Below are 24621 nucleotides of genomic sequence, written 5' to 3'. Positions count from 1 at the left end.
TTCGGTCGCGGGCCGGTGGCGGCCCGGCCGGGCGGACGCAGGGCGGTTTTCGGGCGTTCTTCGGGGTCCTGACCGCAGCTCCTTGCATGAATGTTCCGTACTGCGTATATTCATGCCACAACAAAGGAGGAACGCCATGGCATTGCGAGTCGCCGTCGCCGGCGCGAGCGGATACGCGGGCGGCGAGGTGCTGCGTCTGCTGCTCGGCCACCCGGAGGTGGAGATCGGGGCGCTGACCGGCGGCTCGAACGCGGGCACTCGGCTGGGCGCGCTCCAGCCGCACCTGATCCCGCTCGCCGACCGCGTCCTCGAACCCACCACCCCCGAGGTGCTGGCCGGCCACGACGTGGTCTTCCTGGCGCTGCCGCACGGCCAGTCCGCCACCGTCGCCGAGGCGCTCGGCGACGAGGTCCTGGTGGTCGACTGCGGCGCCGACTTCCGGCTCCGCGCCGCCACCGACTGGGAGCAGTTCTACGGCTCCGCGCACGCCGGCACCTGGCCCTACGGCCTGCCCGAACTCCCCGGCCACCGGGCCGCGTTGAAGAGCAGCAACCGGATCGCCGTGCCCGGCTGCTACCCGACGGCCGTGTCCCTGGCGCTGTTCCCGGCGTACGCGGCCGGACTCGCCGAGCCGGAGGCCGTCGTGGTCGCCGCCTCCGGCACCTCCGGTGCGGGCAAGGCCGCCAAGACCCACCTGCTGGGCAGCGAGGTCATGGGCAACGTCAGCCCGTACGGCGTCGGCGGCGTGCACCGGCACACCCCGGAGATGGTGCAGAACCTCACCCCGGTCGCGGGCGAGCCCGTCACCGTCTCCTTCACGCCGACCCTCGTCCCGATGCCGCGCGGCATCCTCGCCACCTGCTCCGCCAAGGCGCGGCCCGGCGTGACCGCCGAGAGCCTGCGCGCCGCCTACGCCGGGGCGTTCGCGGACGAGCCGTTCGTCCACCTGCTGCCCGAGGGGCAGTGGCCGCAGACCAGCAGCGTCTACGGCGCCAACACCGCCCTCGTCCAGGTCGCGCTGGACGCCACCGCCGGGCGGATCATCGCGATCAGCGCGATCGACAACCTCGTGAAGGGCACCGCGGGCGGCGCGGTGCAGAGCATGAACATCGCCCTGGGCCTGCCCGAGGAGCTGGGCCTTCCCGTGAACGGAGTCGCACCGTGAGCAACAGTACGAACGTGGGCGTGACGGCCGCCAAGGGCTTCCGGGCCGCCGGTGTGACCGCCGGCATCAAGGCCTCCGGCACCCCCGACCTCGCCCTGGTGGTCAACGACGGCCCCGCGCTCGCCGCCGCCGGCGTCTTCACCGCCAACCGCGTCAAGGCCGCGCCGGTCGTCTGGTCCGAGCAGGTCCTCAAGGGCGGCCAGGTGTCCGCCGTGGTCCTCAACTCCGGCGGCGCCAACGCCTGCACCGGCCCGCTCGGCTTCCAGGACACCCACGCCACCGCGGAGAAGGTCGCCGGGGAGCTGGAGCTCAACGCCGGCGAGGTCGCCGTCGCCTCCACCGGCCTGATCGGCGAGCGCCTCCCGATGGACGTCCTGCTGCCCGGCGTCGCGCTGGCCGTCCGGGAGCTGAGCGCGACCGGCGGCGAGGCCGCCGCGATCGCCATCAAGACCACCGACACCGTGCACAAGACCGCCCAGGTCACCAGCCCGGCGGGCTGGACGGTCGGCGGCATGGCCAAGGGCGCGGGCATGCTCGCCCCGAGCCTGGCCACCATGCTGGTCGTGATCACCACCGACGCCGACCTGGACGCCGCCGCCCTGGACACCGCGCTGCGCGGCGCCACCCGCACCACCTTCGACCGGATCGACTCCGACGGCTGCATGTCCACCAACGACACCGTGCTGCTGCTGGCCTCGGCCGCCTCCGGCGTCGTCCCGGACGAGGCCGAGTTCGCCGAGGCGGTCCGCACCGTCAGCGCCGAGCTGGCCCGCCGGCTGATCGCCGACGCCGAGGGCGCCAGCAAGGACATCCGGATCGACGTCACCGGCGCCGCCACCGAGCAGGAGGCCGTCGACGTCGCCCGGACGATCAGCCGCAACAACCTGCTCAAGTGCGCCATCCACGGCGAGGACCCCAACTGGGGCCGGGTGCTGGCCGCGATCGGCACCACCGACGCCGCCTTCGACCCGGACCGGCTGGACGTGGCCATCAACGGCGTCTGGGTCTGCAAGGACGGCAGCGTCGGCGAGGACCGCACCCTGGTGGACATGGCCGGCCGCGAGGTCGTCATCACCGCGAACCTCAACGCCGGTACGGAGAGTGCCTCGTTGTGGACCAACGACCTCACCGCCGACTACGTCCACGAGAACAGCGCCTACTCGACCTGATGCCCGACAGGTGACGCGCGCCACCCGATGCGCGCCACCTGATCCGCGACACCCGATGCGCGACACCCGTTCGGACGAGGGACACCCGTGAAGATCGCACCCAAGGGCGAACAGGCCCGCAACAACACCGCGTTGCCCAAGGCGATGACGCTGATCGAGGCGCTGCCGTGGCTGGAGCGCTTCCACGGCAAGACCGTCGTGATCAAGTTCGGCGGCAACGCCATGGTGGACGAGAGCCTCAAGTCGGCCTTCGCCCAGGACGTCGTCTTCCTCCGCTACGCCGGCCTGCACCCCGTCGTGGTGCACGGCGGCGGCCCGCAGATCAGCGCCCAGCTGGACCGCCTCGGCCTGGAGTCCAGCTTCACCAACGGCCTGCGGGTCACCACCCCCGAGACCATGGACGTGGTCCGGATGGTGCTGGCCGGCCAGGTGCAGCGCGAACTCGTCGGCCTGCTCAACGAGCACGGCCCGTTCGCGGTCGGCATGACCGGCGAGGACGCGCACACCATGACGGCGGTCAAGCGGTACGCGGTGGTGGACGGCGAGCAGGTCGACATCGGCCTGGTCGGCGACATCGTCAACATCGAGGCCGGCGCGGTGAAGGCGCTGATCGCCGACGGCCGGATCCCGGTCATCTCCTCGATCGCGCGCGGCGCCGACGGCCACGTCTACAACATCAACGCCGACACCGCCGCGGCCGCCCTCGCGGTCTCGCTGGGCGCCGAGATGCTGGTGGTCCTGACCGACGTCGAGGGCCTCTACGCGGACTGGCCGAACTCCGACGACGTGATCAGCCAACTCGCCGCGAGCGAGCTGGAGGAGCTGCTGCCGAGCCTGGCCAGCGGCATGCTCCCCAAGATGGAGGGCTGCCTGCGCGCCGTCCGCTCCGGGGTGGGCACCGCCCGCGTCCTGGACGGCCGGGTGCAGCACAGCCTGCTGCTGGAGATCTTCACCGACGAGGGCATCGGCACGATGGTCGTGCCGGACGACGAACAGACCGTGACCGGGGGACTGGCATGACCGCGAACGAGCAACTGACCGGCCGGTGGCAGCACACCTTCACCGACAACTACGGCACCCCGCGGATCGCGCTGGTGCGCGGTGCGGGCGCCAAGCTCTGGGACGCCGACGGCAAGGAGTACACCGACCTGCTCGGCGGCATCGCCGTCAACGCGCTCGGCACCGCCCACCCGGCGGTCGTCGAGGCGGTCAGCCGGCAGATCGCCACCCTGGGTCACGTCTCCAACCTCTTCATGGCCGAGCCGACCATCGCCCTCGCCGAGCGGCTGCTGCGGCTGGACGGCCGGGAGGGCGGCCGGGTGTTCTTCTGCAACTCCGGCGCCGAGGCCAACGAGGCCGCGTTCAAGATCAGCCGCCGGACCGGCCGCACCCACCTGGTCGCCCTCCAGGGCGCCTTCCACGGCCGGACGATGGGCGCCCTCGCGCTCACCGGCCAGTCGGCCAAGCAGGAGCCGTTCCGCCCGCTGCCCGGCGACGTCACGCACGTCCCGTTCGGCGACGTCGAGGCGCTGCGCGCGGCCGTCACCACCGAGACCGCGGCGGTCTTCCTGGAGCCGGTCCAGGGCGAGAACGGCGCCATCCCGCTGCCCGAGGGCTACCTGAGGGCGGCCCGCGAGATCACCCGGGCCACGGGCACCCTGCTGGTCCTGGACGAGATCCAGACCGGCGTCGGCCGCACCGGGTACTGGTACGCCCACCAGGCCGTCGAGGGCGTCGAGCCGGACGTCGTCACCCTCGCCAAGGCGCTCGGCGGCGGGCTGCCGATGGGCGCGGTGCTGGCCTTTGGTGAGGCCGCCGAACTGCTCACCCCGGGCCAGCACGGCACCACCTTCGGCGGCAACCCGGTGGCCGCGGCGGCCGGGCTCGCGGTGCTGGACACCATCGAGTCCGAGGGCCTGCTGGAGCACGTCCGCAAGCTGGGCGAGCGGCTGCGCCAGGGCGTCGAGGCGATCGGCGACCCGCTGGTCTCGCACGTGCGCGGCGCCGGACTGCTGCTCGGCATCGTGCTCACCGAGCCGGTGTCGGCACGGGTGCAGGCCGCCGCGCAGGAGGCGGGCTTCCTGGTCAACGCGGCCGTCCCGGACGCCGTCCGGCTGGCCCCGCCGCTGGTGCTGACCGAGCAGGAGGCGGACGCGTTCCTCGCCGCTCTGCCGGGCGTCCTGCGGGCGGTGCGCGAGAGCGCCCCGGTCGATGCGAGCTGACCGTTGTCCGGGAGAATAACCACATGACCGTTTCCCACTCCGGCCCGTCCGCCGCAGGCCCGTCGCCGCAGGTGCCGCAGACCCGCACCGCGCGGCACCGGCGGATCGTGGACCTGCTCACCCGCCAGCCCGTGCGCTCGCAGAGCCAGCTCGCCAAGCTGCTCGCCGACGACGGACTCGTGGTCACCCAGGCGACGCTCTCCCGGGACCTGGACGAGCTGGGCGCGGTCAAGATCCGCAACCGGGACGGCGCGCTGATCTACGCCGTCCCGGCGGAGGGCGGCGACCGCACGCCGCGCGCGCCGATGGGGGAGTCGGCCAGCGAGGGCCGGATGGCCCGGCTGGCCGGCGAGCTGATGGTCTCCGCGACGGCCTCCGGCAACCTGGTGGTGCTGCGCACCCCTCCGGGGGCCGCGCAGTTCCTCGCCTCGGCGATCGACCAGGCGGAGGTGTTCGAGATCATCGGCACCATCGCCGGCGACGACACCGTCCTGCTGATCAGTCGGGACCCGGCGGGCGGCCAGGCGCTCGCCGACCACCTCATGCAACTCGCCCAGGCGAAGGCCCAGTAGCGCGCGACGACGCGAGACCCCGACGCGCAACGACGCGCAACGACACGAAACCCCGACCGGTGGAGACTTCCCCGGCCGGGGTTTTGTGTTTCATACGGACTAGTGCATACTTATGCCTGTCGCCGTAAACCTGTACGGAAACCCTGTACGTAGAGCTGTAAGGAGAAAGCCGTGGCCGAGCGCGTCGTACTCGCCTACTCGGGCGGACTGGACACCTCCGTCTGCATCGGCTGGATCGCCGAGGAGACGGGCGCCGAGGTCATCGCCGTCGCCGTCGACGTCGGCCAGGGCGGCGAGGACCTGGAGGCGATCCGCCAGCGCGCGCTGGACTGCGGCGCCGTCGAGGCCGAGGTCGCGGACGCCCGCGACGAGTTCGCCGACGAGTACTGCCTCCCGGCGATCAAGGCCAACGCGCTCTACCAGGGCCAGTACCCGCTGGTCTCCGCGCTGTCCCGGCCGGTCATCGTCAAGCACCTGGCCGCCGCCGCCCGCAAGCACGGCGCCACCACCGTCGCGCACGGCTGCACCGGCAAGGGCAACGACCAGGTCCGGTTCGAGGTCGGCATCAACTCGCTGGCCCCCGGCCTGAAGTGCATCGCCCCGGTGCGCGACTACGCGATGACCCGGGACAAGGCGATCGCCTTCGCCGAGGCCAAGGGCCTGCCGATCGCCACCACCAAGAAGTCCCCGTACTCGATCGACCAGAACGTCTTCGGCCGGGCCGTCGAGACCGGCTTCCTGGAGGACATCTGGAACGCCCCGATCGAGGACGTCTACGACTACACCCAGGACCCGGCCGCCCCGCGCGAGGCCGACGAGGTGGTCATCACCTTCGACGCCGGCGTCCCGGTGGCCGTCGACGGCCGCAAGGTCACCGTCCTCCAGGCCATCGAGGAGCTCAACAAGCGGGCCGGCGCCCAGGGCGTCGGCCGGCTGGACATGGTCGAGGACCGGCTGGTCGGCATCAAGTCCCGGGAGATCTACGAGGCCCCCGGCGCGATCGCCCTGATCACCGCGCACCAGGCCCTGGAGAACGTCACCGTCGAGCGCGAACTCGCCCGCTACAAGCGGCAGGTGGAGCAGCGCTGGGCCGAACTCGTCTACGACGGCCTCTGGTTCTCCCCGCTCAAGCGCGCGCTGGACGGCTTCGTGAACGAGGCCAACCAGCACGTCTCCGGCGAGATCCGGATGGTCCTGCACGGCGGCCGGGCCGTGGTCAACGGCCGCAGGTCCGACCAGTCGCTGTACGACTTCAACCTCGCCACCTACGACACCGGCGACACCTTCGACCAGTCGATGTCCAAGGGCTTCATCGAGATCTTCGGGATGTCCTCGAAGCTCGCCGCCCGCCGCGACCTCGCCTGATCCCCTCCCGTCCCCACCCCCCTTCCCCGTCAGGAGCCCACGCGATGTCCGCCGACCAGCACGCAGACCAGACCGCCGACGTCCGCCTCTGGGGCGCGCGCTTCGCCGACGGCCCGTCCGAGGCGCTGGCCAGGCTCTCCGCCTCGGTCCACTTCGACTGGCGCCTCGCGCCGTACGACATCGCCGGCTCCAAGGCCCACGCCCGGGTCCTGCACAAGGCCGGCCTGCTCTCCGAGGACGAGCTCGCCGCGATGCTGGCCGGCCTCGGCCAGCTGCTCGCCGACGTCCAGGCGGGCACCTTCACCGGGACCGTCGCCGACGAGGACGTGCACACCGCCCTGGAGCGTGGCCTGCTGGAGCGCCTCGGCGCCGACCTCGGCGGGAAGCTGCGGGCCGGGCGCTCGCGCAACGACCAGATCGCCACCCTGTTCCGGATGTACCTGCGGGACCACGCCAGGACCATCGGCGCCCTGGTGCTCGACCTCCAGCACGCCCTGGTCGGCCTCGCCGAGGCGCACCCGGACACCGCGATGCCGGGCCGCACCCACCTCCAGCACGCCCAGCCCGTCCTCTTCGCCCACCACGTCCTCGCGCACGTGCAGGCCCTCGGCCGGGACGCCGAGCGGCTGCGCCAGTGGGACGCCCGCACCGCCGTCTCCCCGTACGGCTCCGGGGCGCTGGCCGGCTCCTCGCTCGGCCTCGACCCGCAGGCCGTCGCCGCCGACCTCGGCTTCGAGGGCGGCTCGGTCGGCAACTCCATCGACGGCACGGCCTCGCGCGACTTCGTCGCCGAGTTCGCGTTCGTGACCGCGATGATCGGCATCAACCTCTCCCGGATCGCGGAGGAGGTGATCATCTGGAACACCAAGGAGTTCGGCTTCATCACGCTGCACGACGCCTTCTCCACCGGTTCCTCGATCATGCCGCAGAAGAAGAACCCGGACATCGCCGAGCTCGCCCGGGGCAAGTCCGGCCGGCTGATCGGCAACCTGACCGGCCTGCTGGCCACGCTCAAGGCCCTGCCGCTCGCCTACAACCGGGACCTCCAGGAGGACAAGGAGCCGGTGTTCGACTCCTGCGACACGCTGGAGGTGCTGCTGCCCGCGTTCACCGGGATGATGGCCACCCTCACCGTGCACCGGGAGCGGCTGGAGGAGCTGGCCCCGGCCGGCTTCTCGCTCGCCACCGACATCGCCGAGTGGCTGGTCAAGCAGGGCGTGCCGTTCCGGGTCGCGCACGAGGTGGCCGGCGCCTGCGTCAAGGTCTGCGAGGCCGAGGGCATCGAGCTGTCCGACCTGACGGACGAGCAGTTCGCGGCGATCTCGGTGCACCTGACGCCCGAGGTGCGGTCGGTGCTCAGTGTGCACGGCGCCATCGCCTCCCGCAACGGGCGCGGCGGCACCGCGCCGTCGGCGGTGGCGGTCCAGCTCGCCGAGGTGAAGGCGGACCTGGCGCGGCAGCAGGAGTGGATCCAGGGCTGACCACCGGTCTGCGGGGGAGGGGCGCGACGGTCCGACCGTCGCGCCCCTCCGGCGTCCGCACCCCCGGTCAGGCGTAACCCGGCCCGTCTCGGCCCGTCATGCACGGTGTGTGCACAACCCTTCCGCCCGTCCCCTCCGCCGAGGACGTCTTCCTCGCCGAACGCCGCCGCCGCGTGGTCCGCGAGACCGTGGCCGGCCTGCCGGGCCGCTGCCCCGAGCTGGTCGCCGCCCTCGCCGAGGATCCACCGCCGACCTACCGGGAGCTCTCCGAACGCCTCGGCATGCCGCGCGGCTCGATCGGGCCCACCCGCTCCCGCTGCCTCGCCTGCCTGCGGATCCTCCTCCACGCCGAGCGGTACCCGTGAGGGGTACCCGCGAGCGGCCGGTGACGCTCCGCACGCAGATCACCCCGGAGGCGGCTCCGCCCGAGTGACGTTCCGCACGCCCGCCCGCCGCCGTCGCCCGCCGCCCCCCCCGTGACCCTCGCCACGTCGAGCCGTCGCCGCCCCCGGCCACGCCCCGCGCGCGGCGCCCGCCACCGGCCCCACCACCCGCCCCGCCCCCGCGTGACCCTCGCCACGTCGAACGCCCCGAAGGTTGAGAGCAGCTGACACACGGGTAGAGCGCTGGCGAACGTAGCTCTTGACGGTGCCGCGATCACTCGGATACTGAGCGTGAGCGCGTCGCCGTCGACCCGGTCACTTCCGGGCCGCGCGGCTGGTACGTTCGTGCGCCACCCCCGGTCAGGGCAGATCCCCGGCCGGGACATCTCCGGCAGGGCATCCGGTGCGTCACCCTCACGTTTGCGCGCCGGGCACGACGATGGGGAGGCCCCAGCACATGGGCATGAGCGTGATCATCTCGGCGGCGGACGCCGAGGACGCGGAGCAGATCCTCAAGCTCCAGTACCTCGGCTACCAGCCCGAGGCAGAGCTGTACGGCGACTGGGCGATCGAGCCCCTGACGCAGAGCCTGGAGAGCCTGCGCGCCGAACTGTCCGGGCAGTACGTCCTGGTCGCCCGGCTGGGCGACGAGGTGGTCGGCACCATCCGAGGTCACGTCGACGCCGAGGGCGTCGGCCGGATAGGGCGCCTGGTCGTCCACCCGAGGATGCAGCGGCACGGCCTGGGCGGCCGGCTGCTGGACGCGCTGGAGCGCCGCCTCGCCGAGGACGGCCGTCCGGTGACCTCCTACCGCCTGTTCACCGGCCACCGCAGCCTCGGCAACCTGCGGCTGTACACCCGCCTGGGCTACCGGCAGTCCGCGGTCGAGCAGGTCACCGACCGGCTCAGCCTGGTACACCTGGAGAAGCCCGCCGTGGTGTCGCTCGCCGCGACCGCCTGAGCCCTCCGCCCGTTCCGGCCCGCACGGCGCCGCCACCATCCGGACACTCCGGTGGCGGCGCCGAGCCGCATCGTCGCTGGTGGCGGCGTCGGGTGTCCGCATTGCGGACATCACATCCAAGTAATTGGGTCCAAATCGACCCATCTGATTTACTGGCTCACATGACTGCGACGACGAAATGGACCCCCACCGGCACCCTGCCGGCAGGTGAGCGCGCCATGTGCCGTCGAATGTGTCACCGCTGAGGGCCACCGCCCCCGGCACCCGGTTGAGGGTGCCCCCACCTCGCGCCCCGAAGCGAGACCCGGCGTCGTTCCCGTCCGTGCGAGCGCGCCCAGCCTGCCACACCCCTTCTCCCGCCTGCCCGCCCATGGGCGGGTGGTCGTCCACGACGACTCGTGCCCGTGACTCGTGCCCGATGACTCGTAAGGGCCACGCCGTCGCGCGGCCCGGCCGCTCAGCGGCCACGATCAAGAGGTGGCAGGTCCGGATCCCCCTGGCGAAGCGCCGTGCACGTCGCCGACCGCACCCCGGTCGGGCGGCCGCCCGCCGCCCGCCCCCGACCCACGGAAGCAGCTGTGATCACCACCACGGACCTCACGAAGGTCTACCGCTCCCGAGGCCGCGAGGTGAGCGCCCTCGCCGGCGTCGACCTGCACGTCCGCCCTGGCGAGGTCTACGGAGTCGTCGGCACCAGCGGCGCCGGCAAGTCCACGCTCATCCGCTGCGTGAACATGCTGGAGCGTCCGACCTCCGGCACCGTCACGGTGGACGGGGTCGAGCTGACCGCGCTGTCCGGCGGCGAGAACCGGGCCGGCCGGGAGCTGCGGGAGGCGCGGCGCCGGATCGGCATGGTCTTCCAGCACTTCAACCTGCTCTCCTCGCGGACCGTCCAGCAGAACGTCGAGCTCCCGCTGGAGATCATCGGGCTGGACCGCACCCAGCGCCGCCGCAAGGCCGCCGAACTGCTCGACCTGGTCGGCCTCGGTGACAAGGCCCGCAGCTACCCCAACCAGCTCTCCGGCGGCCAGAAGCAGCGCGTCGGCATCGCCCGGGCCCTGGCCGGCGACCCCAAGGTGCTGCTCTCCGACGAGGCCACCTCGGCGCTCGACCCGGAGACCACCCGTTCGATCCTCAAGCTGCTGCGCGACCTCAACCAGCAGCTCGGCCTCACCGTCCTGCTGATCACCCACGAGATGGACGTCATCAAGTCCGTCTGCGACTCCGCGGCCCTGATGCGCGGCGGCCGGGTGGTCGAGTCCGGCCGGCTGACCGACCTGCTGGCCGAGCCCGGCTCCGAGCTGGCCCGCGAGCTGTTCCCGCTCAGCGAGTTCGGCACCGGCCACCCCGGCTCGACCGTGCTGGAGATCACCTTCCAGGGCGACTCCTCGGCCCAGCCCTTCGTCTCCCAGCTGGCCCGCACCTACCAGATCGACATCAACATCCTCGGCGCCGCGGTGGAGACCATCGCCGGCCGGATGGTCGGCCGGATGCGGGTCGAGCTCTCCGGCGGCCACCAGGACAACGTGGTGCCGATCGGCTACCTGCGCGAGCAGGGCCTACAGGTGGACGTACTGGGCACGGCGGACGGAGCGGTGGCATGACCTGGGACCAGATGTGGGCCCTGATGGGGCCCGCCACGCAGGAGACCTTCCAGATGGTCGGCGTCTCCACGGCCGTCACCGTGCTGCTCGGCCTGCCGCTGGGCATCCTGCTGGTGCTGACCGACAAGGGCGGGCTGCTGGCCGACCGGGCCGTCAACAAGTCGATCGCCTTCGTGGTGAACATCGCCCGCTCGGTGCCGTTCATCATCCTGATGATCGCGCTGATCTCCTTCACCCGCTGGCTGGTCGGCACCTCCATCGGCTGGCAGGCGGCGACCGTGCCGCTCACCATCGGCGCCATCCCGTTCTTCGCCCGCCTGGTCGAGACCTCCGTCCGCGAGGTCGACCGCGGCCTGGTCGAGGCCGTCCAGGCGATGGGCGGCAGCACCTGGACGATCGTCCGCAAGACGCTGCTCCCGGAGGCGCTGCCCGGCATCGCCGCCTCGGTGACCACCACGATCATCACGCTGATCAGCTACTCCGCGATGGCCGGCACGGTCGGCGGCGGCGGCCTCGGCACGCTCGCCGTCAACTACGGCTACCAGCGCTTCGAGACGGCCTTCATGTGGGTCATCGTGGCCGAGCTGGTGATCCTCGTCACCGCCGTCCAGCTGATCGGCGACTTCGCCGTCCGGCGCCTCGCCAACCGCGGCGGCACCGGCGGCCGGACCCGCCTGCTGGGCCGCACCCCGGCCGGGCCGGCCGCCCCCGACGAGGACCTCGTCGCCCCCTAGACCTCCCGGGTCCGACACCGGACCACGGCTCCCCGTATCACGCAGAAAGGCACTTTTCGTGCGCAACGCCCTGAAGTTCACCAGCATCCTCGCCACCGCCGGCATCGCCCTCTCGCTGGCCGCGTGCGGCAGCTCCGGGTCCTCCTCCTCGGACCCGAACGCGCCGCTCAAGGTCATCGCCAGCCCCACCCCGCACGGGCAGATCCTCAAGTTCGTCAAGGACAACCTCGCGGCCAAGGCGGGCCTCAAGCTCGACATCAAGGAGGTCACCGACTACGTGACCCCCAACACGGCGGTGCAGGACGGTTCGGCCGACGCCAACTACTTCCAGCACGTCCCGTACCTGGAGGACTTCAACAAGAAGCACGGCACCGACATCGTCTCGGTCGAGCCCGTGCACCTGGAGCCGCTCGGCGTCTACTCCAAGAAGGTCAAGTCGATCGCCGACCTGCCGGACGGCGCCACCGTCGGCCTGCCCAACGACGCCACCAACGAGGGCCGCGCGCTCAAGCTGCTCGCCGACAACAAGCTCATCACGCTGAAGGACGGCGTCACCACCGCCGCCACCCCGGCCGACGTGACGGGCAACCCGAAGAACCTCAAGTGGAAGGAGCTGGAGGCCGCCCAGCTGCCCCGCTCCATCGCCGACCTCGACGCCGCCGTCATCAACGGCAACTACGCGCTCGACTCCGGCCTGAAGCCCGCCACCGACGCGCTGGTGCTGGAGAAGGCCGAGGGCAACCCGTACGCCAACATCCTCGCCGTGAAGAAGGGCAAGGAGAACGACCCGCGCGTGAAGAAGCTGGCCGAGCTGCTGCACTCCGACGAGGTCAAGAAGTACATCGACGACACCTTCCAGGGCTCGGTCATCCCGGCCTTCTGAGCCGCGGTCCGATCCATGCCCTGACCCCGACCGGGCCCCCGCCGCACCTCGGCGGGGGCCCGGTCGGGCAGGATGCACCCGGGGAGCCCTGGTCGGCGGCGTTCTGACGTACCGTCGTGCGGGCGGCGCACCGCGTGACACCCGGGGCACGGCGGGGGCGTACGGTGTTGTGTTCACGACCCGGCGAGGAGAGACGGCATGGCAGCGAGCTTCCCCGAGACCGCCATCAGCACCGAACGGCTTCTGCTGCGGCCCCTTGCGGAGGACGACGCGCCCGGCCTGGCCACGATGATGGCGGACGAACTCGTCCTGGCCTGGACCGATCTGCCGCACCCCTTCACCGAGGCGTACGCGACCGAACTCGCCCGCACCCTCGCCCCCGCCCACCGGGCCGCCGGCCGCGGCATCGTCTTCGCCGTCACCGAGCACCTCACCCAGCGCCTGGTCGGCCTGGTCGAACTGCGCAACACCGACTGGCGCCTGCGCAGCACCGAGATCTCCTACGTCACCGCCTCCTGGGCCCGCGGCGAGGGCTACGCGCCCGAGGCCGTCCTCGGCGTCAGCCAGTGGCTGTTCGAGGACCGCGACTTCCTGCGCCTGGAGCTGCGCACCGCCGCCGGGAACACCGCCGCCCAGCAGGTCGCCCAGAAGATCGGCGGCATCAGCGAGGGCGTGCTGCGCAGCGCCTGGATAGTCCGGGGTGAGTCCAGTGAGGCCGTCGTGGAGAGCCGCAGCGACCTCATCCTGTGGAGCCTGCTCCCGGAGGACCTGGACGCGCCCGAGCCCGAGCCGCAGCGGACCGGCTGGCACGGCGACCACCGCTACGTGCTGCGCGACTGAGCCGCCCCGATCACGCGTGCCACCCGTGCCGCCCGTGCTGCCCGAGCCGTTCGTGCCGCTGATCCGCCACCGGCTCGTCACGGACATGTGTACGAGATGTCGGCGCCGAGGGGATCACACCCGGTAGCCTCTGCTCCGGCGCCGCACACCGGCGCGGTTTGTCGGCGCACCGAGTCGCACACCGGGTGACACCACAGGGACACCCCGGGTCGCAGGCCGGTCCGCGCACCGAGTCGAGGGAGAACGGCCGCAGATGGCTGACCGGATCACGGTCATCGGGTGGGACGGCACGCCGCTGACCGAGGCCGCCGGCGCGGCCCTCGCCGCAGCGACCCTGGTGGCCGGCGCCCCCTACCAACTGAACGCCCTCCCGGTGCCGGACGCCGCCGAGCGGATCACCCTCGGCAACGTCCGGCAGGCCGCCCGGCGGATCGCCGAGCACCGCGGCGCCGCCGTCGTGGTCGCCGAGGGCGACCCGGGCTTCTTCGGCGTCGTGCGCGCGCTGCGCCGCCCCGAGTACGGCCTCGAACTGGAGGTCCTGCCCGCGGTCTCCTCGGTCGCCGCCGCTTTCGCCCGGGCCGGTATGCCCTGGGAGGACGCCCAGGTGGTCAGCGCCCACGGCGGACGGCTGCGCCGCGCGGCCAACATCTGCCGGGCCCACCCCAAGGTCGCGGTGCTGACCGCGCCCGGCGCCGGTCCGAGCGAACTGGCCCTCATGCTGCGCGGGGTGCACCGGACCTTCGTGGTCTGCGAGGCCCTCGGCACCCCGGACGAGGACGTCACCGTCCTCACCTCCGACCGGATCGCCGACCACGTGTGGCGCGACCCCAACGTGGTGCTGGTGATCGGCGGTCACGGCGGTCCCCAGGCCGGCGGGGTCGACACGGAGGCCGGCTGGCTGGCCGGGCGCCCGGTCGGCTTCCCCGGCGCGGATCGCGGCTGGGCGCTCCCCGGTGACGCCTACGCGGGCGCCGGGCGCGCGGGGGACGAGCCCGGCGCATCGGAGGTGCTCCCCGCGCACGTGCGCGCCCTGGTGCTGGCCCGTCTGGGTGCTCGTCCGGGGGACCTGGTCTGGTCGGTCGGCGCGGGCAGCGGCGCCCTCGCGGTGGAGGCGGCCCGCTTCGGCGCCGCCGTGGTCGCGGTCGAGGCGTCCCGCTCGGCCTGCGCCCGGCTGGCGGTGAACGCGCGCCGGTACGGCGTCGAGGTGGAGACCGTGCACGGGCAGGGCCCCGAGGTGCTGGGCGGCCTGCCCGAGCCGGACGTGGCGGTGGTGGAGTCCGTCGGCCTCGACGTGGTGCGCGCGGTGCTGGCCCGCCGTCCGGAGCGGTTCGTCGCGGTGCCCCGGACCCTCGCCGAGGGGGAGCAGATCCACCGGGCGATCGCCGAGGCCGGCTACCGGGCGGACGGTGCGCTGCTGCAGTCCACTCCGCTGTCGGTCGCCGGTGGCGCCGGTGGCGGGCTGGCTCTGGGGGCGGGCGGTACCGGCGTGCTGCTGCTCTGGGGTGAGCAGATCGCGTGAAGGACTGGGGTGCGTCCTGTGGATTCGGTCCGATCCGCCGGGCGCGTTCCGCTCCCGCGCTGTGCTGCTGAGGGGTCGTGGTGGGGCCGGGCGGTGATCCAGGTCGCATCCGGACACCGATTCGAGAGGTGACCGTGCTGGGCCGGTAGTGTGGCGTCCTGGGCGGCTGCGGCGGTCGGCGACCCACCCGATTCAGTCGGTTTGTCGCCTTTTTGACGTGGTGCAACCCGGTTTTGCTCGGAGTGTGGGCAATTCGACGGGCCGCGTGCCGGACCTGGAGAATGCCGTAGGGTCCGGTGCGGTCGTGCCGGTTCCTCCGGGTTGTCGTTGTTTCAGATGGTGCGCCGCCCGGTGTGGGCGGCGCGCAGGCCGGGGTGCCGCAGTGCGCCGGAAGGACTTGGGCCGCAGCGCCTCGGCGCGGCGGCCGCGTGTGGTTGAGGGACGGGCCGGTGCAGGCCCGGCCCGTGCGGATGGGCGCTGCGGTCGGTGATCGTGTCGCCAAGGGCGCGGCAGCGGCCTGGAAGGAGCGTTTGACAATGACCGATGGCGGCCACGTCCCGGGCGAGGGAATGCCGGAGCACCTGAACGCCGGGCCGGACCAGCTCGGCGGACCGGAGGGCGTCGCGGGCGTTGCACCCCTGCAGGGCGTCGCGACGGACGGCGGCATGATCCCGAACCCGACGGCGCCGGGCCACGGCCTGGCCGGTGGTGCGGTGCCCCACGGCGCGGGAGTCATCCCGCCGCAGGGCCAGCCGCTCGGCGCGTCCGGCTTCGCCGTACCGGCCCCCGGCCTGTCGGCTCCCGGCGCACCGGCTCCCGGTGTGCCCGGTGAGGGCTGGGGCGTCGACCCGGGCGCCCCGCGTCCGGCCTTCCACTTCCTCGACCAGGACGACGAGGACGACGTCCTGCTGATGCCCGGTCCGCAGGGCTCCTGGGGCGAGCCGCTGGCGCCCCTCCCGACCGAGCAGACGCCGCTCGCCCCGCAGCAGGACGGCACGCCGGTCGAGCCTTCGTGGCCGCCGCTGGAGCCGCCGGTGCTCGGCGCCGAGCAGGCGCAGCAGCCGTTCCACGCCGCCCCGGCGCACCCGCAGGCCACGGAGGCGATGACGGCTTCTCAGCCGCCGCGCCGCCCGCTGCACGCCGGTCCGCCGATCCCGGACCCGTCGCTGATGACCGGCCAGGTCCCGGTGCGCTCGCTCGCCGACCGCGGCCCGTCGCAGGGCGGCACTCCCGCGCACGGCATCCCGGTGGTCGGCCGGCTGCCGATGGCCGAGGCCGTCGCCCCGGCGCCGGCCGCCGCGCCGCAGGCCGTTCCGGCGGCGCCCGCGCCCTCGGTGGTGCCGGCGGTTCCCGTGACGGAGGCCCAGGAGTCCCAGGAGTTCCAGCAGGTGCCGCTGGCCTCGCACCCGGTCGAGGCCCAGCTGGCCGTCGAGACGGTCGGGGCGATCGAGGTGATCGAGGTCGTCGAGCTGCCGGAGGCCGTCGTCGCCGAGGCCGCGGTGGACGCGGCGCAGGCCGCCGTGGCCGAGCCGGTCCCGGCGGAGTCCGGCCGGCCGGTCGTCGACCCGGGCGGCACACCGGTCGCCGGGGCCGTGGTGACGGCGCCCGCCGAGGCACCGGTCGAGGCCGCTGCTGAGGCGCCGGTCGAGCCCGTCGCCGAGGTTGCCGTCGAGGCCGCCGCGCAGGCCGCGCCCGCGGAACAGACCGAGGCCCCCGCCCCGGCCGGCCCGCCGCGGCGCATCTCCGCATTCCTCGCCGCGCCCACCCCGCACGGTCTGCCTCCGGTCGCGGCGGCCGCGCAGGCCCCGGTGGCCGAGGAGGCCGCCCCGCAGCAGCCCGCTCCCATAGCGGCCGAGGAGCCGGCCCAGGCCGCCCAGGCCGCCCCGCCCGTCGAGGCCGTGGTCGCGGTCGCGGTCGAGGCCGGTGAGCCCGCCGAGGCCGTGGCGCCCGCGCCGGAGGCGGTGGTCGAGCCCGTCGTCGAAACGGTCGTCGAGGCGGTCGCCGAGACCGCCGCCGGCACGGGCGAGATGCCCTCCGGCCAGGCCGTCGTCGAGGCCGTCGTCGAGCCCGCCGAGGCCGTTGCCGAGCCCGCCGCCGAGGTCGCTGCCGAGCCCGCCGAGGGCGGGCAGCCGCAGGAGGCCGCGCCGGTCGTGGACCAGGCCGTCGAGGCCCCGGTCGAGCCCGTCGTCGAGCCTGAGGCCGAGGCCGCCGCAGCGGAGACCGCGCCGCAGCCGGTCGCGGACGCCACCCCGGTCAGCGAGCCCGCCGAGCCTGTTGCCGTATCCGCCGAGACCGCCATCGAGACCGCCGCCGAGCCGGTCGCCGAGGTTTCCGAGGCCGTCCAGGCCGTCGAGCCTTCCGCGGCCCCGGACGACCAGGCCCAGCCCGTCACCGACCCGGCCGCAGAGTCCGCCGAGCAGGCCCCCACCGCCGAGTCGGCCGCCGTCGAGCCCGTGGCCGCCGAGGCCGTCGCCGAGGAGGCCGCCGCGCCGGAGGCCCCCGCCGCCGAGCAGCAGCCGGCTGAGCAGGCCGCCGAGCCGCTGACGGAGGAGTCGACGGAGCCGCAGACGGAGGACCAGGCGGAGGGTCAGGCGGAGCAGCCGGCCGAGGAAGCGCAGGCCGAGGAACCGCAGGCCGAAGAGCCGGCCGAGCCCCGCGGCCCGGCCGCGCCCGGCTTCGACCAGGCCGAACGCGAGGCCGTCCACCAGGTGATCCGCGAGCGCCGCGACATCCGCAACGGCTTCCGCCCGGACCCGATCCCGCACGAGGTGCTGATCCGCGTCCTGGAGGCCGCCCACACCGCCCCCAGCGTCGGCTACTCCCAGCCCTGGGACTTCGTGGTGATCCGCTCGGCCAAGACCCGCCGGCGGATGCACGCCCTGGCCGAGCGCCAGCGCGAGGTGTACGCGGACTCGCTGCCCAAGGGCCGGGCCAAGCAGTTCAAGGAAATCAAGACCGAGGCCATCCTCGAAACGCCGGTCAACATCGTGGTGACCGCCGACCGCACCCGCGGCGGCCGGCACACGCTGGGCCGCCACACCCAGCCCCAGATGGCCCCGTACTCGGCCGCCCTGGCGGTCGAGAACCTCTGGCTGGCCGCCCGCGCCGAGGGCCTGGGCGTCGGCTGGGTGAGCTTCTTCGACGACGAGGAGCTGGTCCGCGAGCTCGGCCTGCCCGAGCACCTGGAGGTCGTCGCCTACCTGTGCGTCGGCTTCGTCGACTCCTTCCCGGACGAGCCCGAGCTGGAGCAGCAGGGCTGGGCCAAGAAGCGCCCGCTGTCCTGGGTGGTCCACGAGGAGCAGTACGGCAACCGCGCGCTGCCCGGCGAGGAGCCGCAGAGCCTGCTCGCCGAGACCCTGCGCGGCATCCGCCCGCTGGACGCCAAGGCGCTCGGCGAGGCCTGGGACCGGCAGAAGCGGATGACGAAGCCGGCCGGCTCGCTCGGCATGCTGGAGATCATCTCCGCCCAGCTGTGCGGCCTGTCCCGCAAGTGCCCGCCGCCGATCCCGGAGCCCGCCTGCGTGGCGATCTTCGCGGGTGACCACGGCGTGCACGCGCAGGGCGTCAGCCCGTGGCCGCAGGAGGTGACCGCCCAGATGGTCGGCAACTTCCTGGCCGGGGGAGCGGTGATCAACTCCTTCGCCAAGCAGATCGGCACCGAGGTCTGCGTGGTCGACGTCGGCGTCGCCGCCGAACTGCCGGAGGCCATCCAGCAGGGCCGCACCACCGGCCTGCTGCCGCGCAAGGTCAAGCCCGGCACCGCCGACATGACCCAGGGCCCGGCGATGACCCGCGAGGAGGCGCTCAAGGCCATCGAGGTCGGCATCGAGACCGCCCGCGACCTCGTCGCGGCCGGCAACAAGGCACTGGTCACCGGCGACATGGGGATCGCCAACACCACCGCCTCGGCTGCCCTGATCTCGGTGTTCACCGGCCTCGACCCGGCCGAGGTCACCGGCCGCGGCACGGGCATCGACGACGAGACGCACGCCCGCAAGATCGAGGTCATCCGGGCCGCGCTGGCCCTGCACCGGCCCGACCCGGCCGACCCGATCGGCGTCCTCGCCGCCGTCGGCGGCCTGGAGCACGCGGCCCTGGCCGGCTTCCTGCTGGGCGCGGCCTCGCTGCGCACCCCGGTGGTCCTGGACGGTGTCATCGCGGGTTCGGCCGCGCTGGCGGCCAAGGCGATCGCCCCCGAGGTGCTGGCGGCCTGCATCGCCGGCCACCGCTCCGCCGAGCCCGGCCACCAGGCCGCGCTGGCGAAGCTGGGCCTGCGTCCGCTGATCGACCTGGACCTGCGGCTCGGCGAGGGCACCGGTGCCCTGCTGGCCCTGCCGCTGGTGCAGAGCGCGGCCCGGGCGATGCACGATGTAGCCACCTTCGACTCCGCCGGGGTCACCGAGAAGGGCTGACGTTCTCCGTCACCACTCCGCGGACCGGCCCGAGGGCGCGCCGGTCCGCGGAGCGGCGTCACGCCGCACCCGCACCCCGGACCCTCACCCCCGATCAGGAGCACCGCCGATGACCGCGCCCACCCCGCACCCCAGCACCGAAGGCCGTACCCCGTACCCGGTCGGCCTGCTGCTCGCCGGCCGCCGCGTGGTCGTGGTCGGCGGCGGCCAGGTCGCGCAGCGCCGGCTCCCCGCGCTGATCGCCACCGGTGCGGAGCTGCACCTGATATCGCCGGCCACCACCCCGGCCGTGCAGGCGATGGCAGACGCGGGCGAGCTCACCTGGCACGCCCGCCCCTACCGGGACGGCGACCTGGCCGGGGCCTGGTACGCCCTGGTCGCCACCGACGACCCGGCGGTCAACGGTGCCGTCAGCGCCGAGGCCGAGCGCGAGCGGGTGTTCTGCGCCCGCAGCGACGACGCCTCCGCCGCCACCGCCTGGACCCCGGCCAGCGGCCGCGACGCGGGTGCCACCGTCGCGGTCCTCACCGGTGACCCGCGACACTCCGCCGCTCTGCGCGACGCCATCGTGGACGGCCTGCGGGACGGCTCGCTGGCCGTCCGCCAGTTCCGCGCGCACGGCGTCGGCGGCGCCTCGGGGCAGCCGGGCCAGGGGAGCGTCGCCCTGGTCGGCGGCGGCCCGGGCGACCCGGACCTGATCACCGTGCGCGGCCGCCGCCTGCTGGCCGACGCCGACGTGGTGGTCGCCGACCGTCTCGCCCCGCGCGAACTGCTCGCCGAACTGCCCGAGCACGTCGAGGTCATCGACGCGTCCAAGATCCCCTACGGCCGGTTCATGGCCCAGGAGGCGATCAACCGGACGCTGATCGAGCACGCCAGGGCCGGCAAGTTCGTGGTCCGGCTCAAGGGCGGCGACCCGTACGTCTTCGGGCGCGGCGGCGAGGAACTGCTCGCCTGCGCCGAGGCCGGACTGCCGGTCACCGTCGTCCCGGGCATCTCCAGCTCGATCAGCGTCCCGGCGGCGGTCGGCGTCCCGGTCACCCACCGGGGCATGACGCACGAGTTCACCGTGATCTCCGGTCACGTCGGCCCGGACGACGAGCGCTCGCTCACCAACTGGGAGGCCGCCGCGAAGATGCGCGGCACCCTGGTGCTGCTGATGGCCGTGGACAAGATCGGCGCGATCGCCGCGAAGCTCGTCGAGCACGGCCGCCCGGGCGACACCCCGGTCGCGATCGTCCAGGAGGGCACCACCGCCGCCCAGCGCCGGGTGGACGCCACCCTGGCCACCGTCGCCGCGACCGTCGAGGCCGAGCGGATCAAGCCGCCGGCCGTGATCGTGGTCGGCGACGTCGTCAACGTCCTGGCGGCCGCCTTCCCGCGCTGAGCGCCCGGAGTGGGAAGTCGGGCCCGTCGACTTCCCACTCCGATTCCCATCCGACTTCCCCCGTCGGCCGGCCGCTCCGGCCGGCCGCTCCGGGCGGCTACTCCAGCGGCTGCTCCGTCCAGATCACCTTCCCCGTCGCCGTGTAGCGCGTCCCCCAGCGGTCCGCGAACTGCGCGACCAGGAACAGCCCGCGCCCGCCCTCGTCGGTGGTCGCCGCGTACCGCAGGTGCGGCGAGGTGCTGCTGCCGTCCGACACCTCGCAGATCAGCGCCCGGTCCCGCAGCAGCCGCACCCGGATCGGCCCGGTGCCGTAACGGATGGCGTTGGTCACCAGCTCGCTCAGGATCAGCTCGGTGACGAACGCCGCCTCGTCCAGCCCCCAGGCCGCCAGCCGCTCCGCCACCTCGGCCCGGACGGCGCCCACCGCCGCCGGTTCGGGCGGCACCTCCCACTCCGCGACCTGGTCCGGCGCCAGCACCCTGGTCCGCGCCACCAGCAGCGCGATGTCGTCCAGCGGACGCTCCGGCAGCATCGCCCCGAGCACGTCCGCACAGGTCTGCTCCGGCGTGCGCGGCGGCCCGGTCAGCGCCGCCCGCAGCAGTTCCAGCCCCTCACCGATGTCGCGCTCGCGGTCCTCCACCAGCCCGTCGGTGTACAGCACCAGACGGCTGCCCTCCGCGAGGTCCAGCTCGACGTTCTCGAACGGCAGCACCGCCAGCCCCAGCGGCGGCCCGGTCGCCAGCTCCGGGAACACCACCCGCCCGTCCGGGCCCACCACGGCGGGCGGCGGATGCCCGGCGCTGGCCAGCGTGCACCGCCGCGCCACCGGGTCGTAGATCGCGTACAGGCAGGTCGCCCCGGTCAGGGCCGCGCCCTCGCCGCTCCCGGCCTCGTCCTGGTCGATCCGGTTCACCAGGTCGTCCAGGTGCCCCAGCAGCTCGTCCGGCGGCAGGTCCAGCGTCGAGAAGTTGTGGATCGCCGTCCGCAGCCGACCCATCGTCGCCGCCGCGTGCAGGCCGTGCCCCACCACGTCCCCGACGACCAGGGCCACCCGCGCGCCCGGCAGCGGGATCACGTCGAACCAGTCGCCGCCCACCCCGGCCTGGGCCGGCAGGTAGCGGTGCGCGACGTCCAGCGCGCTCTGCGGCGGCAGGTTGCGCGGCAGCAGGCTGTGCTGGAGCGTCACCGCCATCGCGTGCTCCCGGGTGTAGCGGCGCGCGTTGTCGATGCACACCGCCGCGTGCGCCACCAGTTCCTCGGCCAGCGTCAGGTCGTCCGCCTCGAACGGCTCCGAGCGGTCCGCCCGCCAGAACCGGGCCACTCCCAGCAGCACCCCGCGCGCCCGCAGCGGCACCCGCACCATCGAGTGCACCCCGTACGCCAGCACCCGGGCCGACCGCTCCGGATCCTGCTCCCGCCACCCCGGGGCCTGGGCCAGCCGGGGCTCCAGCCCCGACTCCCCGCTGTGCAGCGCCCCGGCCAGCGGGGTGGCCGGCACCACGTCCAGCACCGTGTCCACCGGGTAGAACGGAGCGTCGTCCCGGATGCCGGCGAGCGCGACGCGGCGCATCCGCCCCAGCGAGGTGCCCGGCGGCGGCTCCTCGCCCGTCAGCACCTGGTCCGCCAGGTCCACCGTGACGAAGTCCGCGAACCGGGGCACCGCGACCTGCGCCAGCTCCTCCGCCGTCCGCGTCACGTCCAGCGAGCTGCCCACCGTCACCCCGGCGTCGTACAGCAGCCGCAGCCGCCGCTGCGCGCCCTCGGCCCGGCCGGACAGCGCCAGCAGCTCGGTGGAGTCACGCAGCGTGGCGACGCAGCCGGGCGGGCCGCCCACCTGGTCGGTCAGCCGGACGTTCACCGCCAGCAGCCGTTCCCCGGCCAGCACCACCTCGTCGGTCACCGGACGGTTGGCGGTCAGCAGTTCCTCGGGCGCGGGCTCCAGGCCCAGCTCGGTCACCGGCCGGCCCTCGGCGTCCGGCGGCAGGTCCAGCAGCCGCCGCGCCTCGTCGTTGCAGAGCAGCAGCCGGCCGTCCGCGCCGACGATCATGACGCCCTCGCGCACCGCGTGCAGCACGGCCGCGTGGTGCTCGTACATCCGGGTCATCTCGGCCGGGCCCAGCCCGTGGGTCTGGCGCCGCAGCCGCCGGCTGATCAGCGCCGTGCCGAGGGTGGCCAGCCCGACCGCGCCCGCGGCGGCGCCCAGCACCACCGGCAGCTGCCGCTCGCTCGCGCTGCTGACGCTCCGCACCGTGACGCCCGCCGAGACCAGCCCGGCCACCGAGCCGTCCGGCGCGTACACCGGGACCACCGCCTGGACCAGTGGGCCGAGTGAGTCGGTGACGCGCTCGGTCACCACCTGCCCGTGCACCGCGGGCAGGTAGGTGCCGACGAACTTCTGGCCGATCAGGGCCGGGTCGGGGTGGGTGTAGCGGATGCCGTCGTCGCTCAGCACGACGATGAAGCCGACGCCCGACGACATCCGCGCCGCCTCCGCCTTGGGCTGCAGGACCGCGGACGGGTCGGGGGAGCGCAGCGCGTCGACGATGCCCGGCGAGTTGGCGAAGGTCTGCGCGACCGCCACCGACCGGTTGCGGGCCTCGTGGTCGGCGTCGGTGCGCGACTGCACCACCAGCGCCACCGCGGCAGCTGCCACCAGCAGCAGGACGACGAGGACCTGCAGCGCGAACACCTGCCCGGCCACCGACCGGTTTCGCACGGGCCACGGCCGCTTCGCGCGTGGCAGCTGTAGCCGACCGTTTGGGCGCCCACCGGAGGAGCCGGCGGAACCAGTAGCACCAGAGGCCGACGGAGCCCAGGATCGGCCCGGAAAACGGGCCATACGGCCATGTTTGCACCATGGCTGGCACAGGGCCAAGGCCAGCCCGCCCCGCGGCTTGGGCCGTTTGGCCTTCCCCGCCCCGCCTTGGCAAGATCGCAGGGTGTCCGAACCCAGCGCCATCACCGACCCCGCCGACCCCCGCCTCGGCGACTACACCGGCCTCACCGACGTCGAACTGCGCCGCCGGCGCGAACCCGCCGAAGGCCTGTTCATCGCCGAGGGGGAGAAGGTCATCCGCCGCGCCCTCGCCGCCGGCTACCGGATGCGGTCGATGCTGCTGACCTCCAAGTGGCTGGAGGTGATGGCCGACGTCATCGCCGAGGCGGACGCCCCCGTCCACGTCGTCGAGCCGGGGCTCGCCGAAGCCGTCACCGGCTACCACGTCCACCGCGGCGCGCTCGCCTCGATGGAGCGCAAGCCGCTGCCGCAGGCCGTGGACCTGCTCGTCGGGGCCCGCCGGGTCGCCGTCCTGGAAGGCCTGGTCGACCACACCAACCTCGGCGCGATCTTCCGCAGCGCCGCGGCCCTCGGCATGGACGCCGTCCTGCTCTCGCCCGACTGCGCCGACCCGCTCTACCGGCGCGCCGTGAAGGTCTCCATGGGCGCCGTCTTCGCGGTGCCCTACGCCCGGCTCGACCCCTGGCCGGCCGCCCTGGAGACCGTCCGCACCGCCGGATTCACCCTCCTGGCCCTCACCCCCGCCGACGGCGCCGTCGACCTCGCCGGCCTCGCCCCGCACCGCCTCCCCAAGGCGGCCCTCATGCTCGGGGCCGAAGGCGACGGCCTCACCGGCCCCGCCCTCGCCGCCGCCGACCACGCCGTCCGCATCCCGATGGCCCACGGCATCGACTCCCTCAACGTCGGCGCCGCCGCCGCCGTCTCCTTCTACGCCGTCACCGCCCCCACCGCCTGACGGGGAGGTCGGCCCGCCCGACCTCCCCTCTCGCGCCGGAGGAGCCCACCCGCCCCCCGCCCCCCGCCTCCCCGGGGGCGGGAGCTCTCATCACACAGGAAGCGGGAAGCGGGAAGTCGGCCTGGCCGACTTCCCGCGCCGCGGCCCCCGCTGGGTGGGGCGGCCCCGGGCG

18 protein-coding genes are annotated in these 24621 nt (G+C 74.0%); 17 read left to right on the top strand and 1 reads right to left on the bottom strand.

The features are described from left to right. The first annotated feature begins 136 nt into the window (after positions 1–136). The 16 genes from argC (at position 137) to cobA (ending at position 20697) form a co-directional block, all read left to right on the top strand. The gene (gene argC, locus AB0O82_RS15310; RefSeq protein WP_363583798.1) at positions 137–1165 is read left to right on the top strand and encodes an N-acetyl-gamma-glutamyl-phosphate reductase; all 1029 of its coding nucleotides are present in this window, start codon (positions 137–139) and stop codon (positions 1163–1165) included. Between the two features lie 14 nt (positions 1166–1179). Beyond that, positions 1180–2334, top strand: coding sequence for a bifunctional glutamate N-acetyltransferase/amino-acid acetyltransferase ArgJ (argJ, locus tag AB0O82_RS15305; RefSeq protein ID WP_363583959.1), 1155 nt, complete (start codon positions 1180–1182; stop codon positions 2332–2334). 144 nt (positions 2335–2478) lie between these two features. Then, a complete protein-coding gene (argB, locus tag AB0O82_RS15300) occupies positions 2479–3354 on the top strand; it encodes an acetylglutamate kinase (protein WP_350878043.1) in 876 nt (291 codons plus the stop codon). Next, positions 3351–4556, top strand: a complete 1206-nt coding sequence (locus AB0O82_RS15295; protein WP_363583796.1) for an acetylornithine transaminase — start codon at positions 3351–3353, stop codon at positions 4554–4556. Before argB ends, AB0O82_RS15295 begins: the two co-directional genes overlap by 4 nt. Positions 4557–4579: 23 nt before the next feature. Next, on the top strand, positions 4580–5128 hold the full coding sequence (locus tag AB0O82_RS15290) for an arginine repressor (protein WP_063346843.1): 549 nt from the start codon (positions 4580–4582) through the stop codon (positions 5126–5128). Between the two features lie 171 nt (positions 5129–5299). Continuing rightward, positions 5300–6493 (top strand): argininosuccinate synthase, encoded by a 1194-nt coding sequence (locus AB0O82_RS15285; protein WP_363583794.1) that lies wholly within the window; start codon positions 5300–5302, stop codon positions 6491–6493. Positions 6494–6537: 44 nt separating this feature from the next. After that, positions 6538–7974, top strand: coding sequence for an argininosuccinate lyase (gene argH / locus AB0O82_RS15280; RefSeq protein WP_363583792.1), 1437 nt, complete (start codon positions 6538–6540; stop codon positions 7972–7974). 107 nt (positions 7975–8081) lie between these two features. Further along, the gene (locus AB0O82_RS15275; RefSeq protein WP_159398377.1) at positions 8082–8339 is read left to right on the top strand and encodes a hypothetical protein; all 258 of its coding nucleotides are present in this window, start codon (positions 8082–8084) and stop codon (positions 8337–8339) included. 475 nt (positions 8340–8814) lie between these two features. After that, the gene (locus tag AB0O82_RS15270; protein WP_363583790.1) at positions 8815–9318 is read left to right on the top strand and encodes a GNAT family N-acetyltransferase; all 504 of its coding nucleotides are present in this window, start codon (positions 8815–8817) and stop codon (positions 9316–9318) included. A 578-nt stretch (positions 9319–9896) separates the two neighbouring features. After that, entirely contained in the window at positions 9897–10922 is a 1026-nt protein-coding gene (locus AB0O82_RS15265; RefSeq protein WP_363583788.1) for an ATP-binding cassette domain-containing protein, read from the top strand. Next, a complete protein-coding gene (locus AB0O82_RS15260; protein WP_363583786.1) occupies positions 10919–11656 on the top strand; it encodes a methionine ABC transporter permease in 738 nt (245 codons plus the stop codon). Before AB0O82_RS15265 ends, AB0O82_RS15260 begins: the two co-directional genes overlap by 4 nt. Before the next feature lie 58 nt (positions 11657–11714). Beyond that, positions 11715–12539: a MetQ/NlpA family ABC transporter substrate-binding protein gene (locus tag AB0O82_RS15255; RefSeq protein WP_363583784.1), complete on the top strand. Its 825-nt coding sequence runs from the start codon at positions 11715–11717 to the stop codon at positions 12537–12539. Between the two features lie 198 nt (positions 12540–12737). Further along, entirely contained in the window at positions 12738–13379 is a 642-nt protein-coding gene (locus AB0O82_RS15250) for a GNAT family N-acetyltransferase (RefSeq protein ID WP_363583782.1), read from the top strand. Between the two features lie 253 nt (positions 13380–13632). Beyond that, positions 13633–14898, top strand: coding sequence for a precorrin-6y C5,15-methyltransferase (decarboxylating) subunit CbiE (cbiE, locus tag AB0O82_RS15245; protein ID WP_363583780.1), 1266 nt, complete (start codon positions 13633–13635; stop codon positions 14896–14898). 536 nt (positions 14899–15434) lie between these two features. Next, positions 15435–19310: a nicotinate-nucleotide--dimethylbenzimidazole phosphoribosyltransferase gene (gene cobT / locus AB0O82_RS15240; protein WP_363583778.1), complete on the top strand. Its 3876-nt coding sequence runs from the start codon at positions 15435–15437 to the stop codon at positions 19308–19310. A gap of 109 nt (positions 19311–19419) precedes the next feature. After that, positions 19420–20697, top strand: a complete 1278-nt coding sequence (gene cobA, locus AB0O82_RS15235; protein ID WP_363583776.1) for a uroporphyrinogen-III C-methyltransferase — start codon at positions 19420–19422, stop codon at positions 20695–20697. A 97-nt stretch (positions 20698–20794) separates the two neighbouring features. Here the strand turns inward: cobA and AB0O82_RS15230 are convergent, their stop codons facing one another. Further along, entirely contained in the window at positions 20795–23536 is a 2742-nt protein-coding gene (locus AB0O82_RS15230; RefSeq protein ID WP_363583774.1) for a SpoIIE family protein phosphatase, read from the bottom strand. Positions 23537–23636: 100 nt separating this feature from the next. Between AB0O82_RS15230 and AB0O82_RS15225 the strand changes: the two genes are divergently transcribed. Beyond that, the gene (locus AB0O82_RS15225; RefSeq protein ID WP_363583772.1) at positions 23637–24449 is read left to right on the top strand and encodes an RNA methyltransferase; all 813 of its coding nucleotides are present in this window, start codon (positions 23637–23639) and stop codon (positions 24447–24449) included. Positions 24450–24621 lie beyond the last annotated feature (172 nt).

Source organism: Kitasatospora sp. NPDC088264, from assembly GCF_040685715.1.
Lineage (GTDB): Bacteria > Actinomycetota > Actinomycetes > Streptomycetales > Streptomycetaceae > Kitasatospora.
This window is presented reverse-complemented; position numbering and strand designations above follow the sequence as displayed.

Bases quoted from the DNA above. Each gene is read 5' to 3' on its own strand.
- AB0O82_RS15270 (WP_363583790.1), top strand. From the start codon at position 8,815: ATGGGCATGAGCGTGATCATCTCGGCGGCGGACGCCGAGGACGCGGAG.
- argC (WP_363583798.1), top strand. From the start codon at position 137: ATGGCATTGCGAGTCGCCGTCGCCGGCGCGAGCGGATACGCGGGCGGC.
- argB (WP_350878043.1), top strand. From the start codon at position 2,479: ATGACGCTGATCGAGGCGCTGCCGTGGCTGGAGCGCTTCCACGGCAAG.
- cobT (WP_363583778.1), top strand. From the start codon at position 15,435: ATGACCGATGGCGGCCACGTCCCGGGCGAGGGAATGCCGGAGCACCTG.
- AB0O82_RS15230 (WP_363583774.1), bottom strand. From the start codon at position 23,536: ATGGCCCGTTTTCCGGGCCGATCCTGGGCTCCGTCGGCCTCTGGTGCT.
- AB0O82_RS15260 (WP_363583786.1), top strand. From the start codon at position 10,919: ATGACCTGGGACCAGATGTGGGCCCTGATGGGGCCCGCCACGCAGGAG.
- AB0O82_RS15250 (WP_363583782.1), top strand. From the start codon at position 12,738: ATGGCAGCGAGCTTCCCCGAGACCGCCATCAGCACCGAACGGCTTCTG.
- AB0O82_RS15295 (WP_363583796.1), top strand. From the start codon at position 3,351: ATGACCGCGAACGAGCAACTGACCGGCCGGTGGCAGCACACCTTCACC.
- cobA (WP_363583776.1), top strand. From the start codon at position 19,420: ATGACCGCGCCCACCCCGCACCCCAGCACCGAAGGCCGTACCCCGTAC.
- argH (WP_363583792.1), top strand. From the start codon at position 6,538: ATGTCCGCCGACCAGCACGCAGACCAGACCGCCGACGTCCGCCTCTGG.
- AB0O82_RS15290 (WP_063346843.1), top strand. From the start codon at position 4,580: ATGACCGTTTCCCACTCCGGCCCGTCCGCCGCAGGCCCGTCGCCGCAG.
- cbiE (WP_363583780.1), top strand. From the start codon at position 13,633: ATGGCTGACCGGATCACGGTCATCGGGTGGGACGGCACGCCGCTGACC.